General features: G+C 64.9%; 3 protein-coding genes. 2 read left to right on the forward strand and 1 reads right to left on the reverse strand.

Features of this window, described 5'->3' with window-relative positions:
* Positions 1-108: 108 nt before the first annotated feature.
* Positions 109-864: a hypothetical protein gene (locus ACMLHG_RS16200; RefSeq protein WP_417171152.1), complete on the forward strand. Its 756-nt coding sequence runs from the start codon at positions 109-111 to the stop codon at positions 862-864.
* Positions 834-1,286 carry an alternative ribosome rescue aminoacyl-tRNA hydrolase ArfB gene (gene arfB / locus ACMLHG_RS16205; RefSeq protein ID WP_294434794.1) on the forward strand — a complete coding sequence of 151 codons (453 nt, stop codon included), beginning with the start codon at positions 834-836 and terminating at the stop codon, positions 1,284-1,286. Before ACMLHG_RS16200 ends, arfB begins: the two co-directional genes overlap by 31 nt.
* A 10-nt stretch (positions 1,287-1,296) precedes the next feature.
* Here arfB and ACMLHG_RS16210 read toward each other — a convergent pair whose 3' ends face one another.
* Complete coding sequence (locus ACMLHG_RS16210; protein WP_417171153.1) at positions 1,297-2,514, reverse strand: NAD(P)/FAD-dependent oxidoreductase; 1,218 nt, start codon at positions 2,512-2,514, stop codon at positions 1,297-1,299.
* Between the last annotated feature and the right edge of the window lie 762 nt (positions 2,515-3,276).

Here is a 3,276-nt window from a genome sequence, read left to right on the forward strand (position 1 = left end):
CAAAAATTGCACTTTTGCGGGTGTGATGATATTGTAAGCGGCAGCGGCGCGGAAGTGATATCGGCCGCCCCGTGGAATTCTGGATTTGTCACGCAAGGAGTCTGTTTCATGACGATGACCTACAGCCTGAACCGGTCGCCCCGGCGGCTCTGCGAGGAGATGGAGCCGTTCATCCCGCCGATGGAGCAGGAACGGCTGGTGCGGCGCCCCTTCAACCATTACACGCCGGCGCTGACCGACTGGTGGATCGTCCCCTCGCTCGATCTGCCGTTCTTCAAGTTCGGCAAATATTTCTTCACCTGGGATGTGAAACAGCGCACCTCGCTCCAGTGCGGACTCTGCCTCACCAAGGGGCTCGACCCGATGCTTGCCGCGGTCTACCCCTCCCGCAAGGGGCGCCGGCTGCTGATGGATGAGTCGTGGGCGTGGAACCGGTTCCATGTCGCGGTGGAAAAAGGGGTGTTCGAGGAGAAGCTCCGGCGCTCGGCCCGGGCCATCGGCCACGAGGTGGAGATCGTGTTCGACGGCGGGTACGTGGATGACCCGGGGTTGTTCAATCCGGATGCCGAGACGCGCCGCCGCGACCGTTACACGCTGGTGTATCAGCCGGAGGACGATTCGCTCCGGGTGGCGCGGGCGAAGCGGGATGCGATGTGTCTGAAGTTCCTCAACAAAGTGCACAGCATAAGCGAGTTCCGCGAAGCGATGCGGACCCTGGCCGCCGAACAGTTCCTCTGGTGCGACATCTTCGTGTCGAACTCCTACCTCATTCCGCTGACCGAGGAGTTCCCCGCCGAGGCGGAGGTGCGCAGCGCCCGCGAAATCTACGACGAATGGCTGGGGTTCTGGCGGGAGTTCGTCTGATGCTGGTCGCCGGGCGGTACTTCATTCCGGAGAGCGAATTCGAGTGGCAGTTCGTCCGCTCCCCCGGTCCGGGAGGGCAGAACGTCAACAAGGTGTCCACCACGGCCCGGCTGCTCTTCCGCCTGGCGGAAACCTTCCGCTTTCCGCCGGAGGTGCGGGAGAAACTCTGCGGCAAACTCCGTCCCCGGCTGTCGGAGGAGGGGGTGTTGGCCGTGACCGTCCGCGACACCCGCAGTCAGCTCCGGAACCGGGAGGAGGCGCTCCGCCGGATGCAGGCGATTCTGGAGGAGGCGCTCCGCGAACCGAAGCGCCGCCGTCCGACCCGCCCGACCGCGGCGTCGGTGCGGCGCAGGCTCGAGAGCAAGGCACTCCACAGCCTGCGCAAACAGGAGCGTTCGCAGAAGCGGTTCCCGGAGGAGTGATGCCCCCAGTTCAGGCGAGTGCGGCGAGACGGCCGGAGCTGAACGCCCACTGCAGATTGTAACCGCCGCAGGGTGCGCCGACGTCAAGCATCTCTCCGGCGAAGCGAAGTCCCGGGAGCAGGCGGCTCTCCATCGTGCGCGGATTGACCTCGTCGAGCGCCACGCCGCCACAGGTGGCCATCGCCTTTTCCCAGCCGTCGTTGCCGGTCACGACGAGCGGCATGGCGTCGAGCAGTCCGGCGAGGCGGTTCCGTTCGGCGGCGGTGAGTTCCGCGAGGCGGCGGGCGGTGCAGCCGGCAAGTCCGGCGAGTGTTTCCGCGAGGCGGCGGCGGAAGAACTCCGCAAGAACCGCTTCCACCGGTTTTCTGCCGTCGCTCTGCCGCCGCCGCTCCAGTTCGGCGCGCCAGAACTCCGCGGCGTATTTCGCCTCAAAGCGGAGCGTGAGAACCGCTTCCGGCCCGGTGAGCAGCCGGCGGTTGATTTCCCCGGCAAGATCGAGCACCGCGGGGCCGGAGACGCCGGTTTTCGTAAACAGCAGCACCCCTTCGCGGAAACGGCCGCGGCCGAATCCGGCCCGGGCGCGTTCGACGGTGATTCCGGCGAGGCGGGTCGGCCACTCCTCTTTCGTCCGCAGACCGACCAGCGCCGGGACCGGGGTCAGAATGGTGTGTCCGGCGGAGGCGGCAAGCCGGTAGCCGAGGCCGCGGGCGCCGAGCGCGGGGTATCCGTTGCCGCCGCCGGCGAGGAGGAGTTTTTCGGCATGGAACTCCCGTTTCCCCGCCCGGCAGCCGGAAATTTTCCCGTCGGAAATCAGCAGTTCCTCCACGGCGGTGTTGCAGAAGATCTGCACGTTGTATTGCGCCGCCTCGCGCAGCAGGGCGTCGAGCACGTCGCCCGCTCTCTGCGAATCCGGGAAGCAGTGAAAGCCGTCCACCGGCGAGGTCGGCACGCCGCGGCGGCGGAACCAGAGCCGCAGCTCCTCCGGCGGGAAGGCGCGCAGCGCCGGGAGAATCCGGCGGGCGCCGGCGGTGAAACGGGCCGCCATCTCCTCCGGCTCCAGAAGGTTGGTGAGATTGCACTTGCCGGAACCGGACGCGAGCAGTTTCCGCCCGGCGGAAGGGAGAAATTCGGCGACGCCGACCCGCTTCCCCGCGGCGGCGGCGGAGACGGCGGCCATCAAACCGGCCGGACCGGCTCCGACAATAAAGAGATCAAATGTGTTGTTCATGGACAGAAAATGGAATTTTTCACACAGGGCCGGGGCGTTTTCCGGATTGTCCTCCGGATCGGAACCACGTTCCCTCCGATGCCGTGACCCCGGCCGCCAGGGCGGCGGGTCTTCTTCAGGCCGTTTCGTCACACCTGTTGCAGAAGCTCCTCTCTTCCGGGAAACAGGGAGAACGGCAGGGCAATACCAGACTCTTCCGTGGCGCCGGGATGTCCGGAAACAAATTCAATCTGTGCCGGAAAACACGGCGGCCGGAAGTCAGCCCGGACCGGCCCGTTGCACAATCGAATGCCGAATTGACACGTGAAGGAAAAGGCCGCTCCTCTTCGTCTCCTCCTTCCGACTGGTCAAGGCGTATGAAATCAGCGGAAAAGTGTCTCGCCCCCGATTCTGAGGCGGCAGAAAAACTCCGGCGGAAGAATTCCTCTTCTCCGTTGTAACATGATGCTGCCGGGTCGGACAGGGACAGCTTTGAAAAAATCTTTCCGAAGGGATGTTTCCCGGAACTCCGGCCCTGCGGTGCGGGCAGCGGCCGGCGATGCACTTCTCCCCCGGTCGGCAAAGCGGCAGCGGGGTTGACAGGGAGTGCGGCACGGAGGCCACCGACGCCGAATCCAGCGGAAGCAGCAGGATACAGCAGAACAGCAGTTCCCCAAAGAGTATGTCCGGTCTTCTGCTCACGGTGTCGTTTCCCCCGTATCCGGCCCGGATGGAACATTTCCCCGTTCTCCGGATCTATAAGGAAAATACTACCCTTTTTTA

The sequence above is a fragment of the Victivallis sp. genome (assembly GCF_048170485.1).
Lineage (GTDB): Bacteria > Verrucomicrobiota > Lentisphaeria > Victivallales > Victivallaceae > Victivallis.

Excerpts from the sequence above, each read along its gene's own strand:
- arfB (WP_294434794.1), top strand. The coding sequence starts at position 834 with ATGGCTGGGGTTCTGGCGGGAGTTCGTCTGATGCTGGTCGCCGGGCGG.
- ACMLHG_RS16200 (WP_417171152.1), top strand. The coding sequence starts at position 109 with ATGACGATGACCTACAGCCTGAACCGGTCGCCCCGGCGGCTCTGCGAG.
- ACMLHG_RS16210 (WP_417171153.1), bottom strand. The coding sequence starts at position 2,514 with ATGAACAACACATTTGATCTCTTTATTGTCGGAGCCGGTCCGGCCGGT.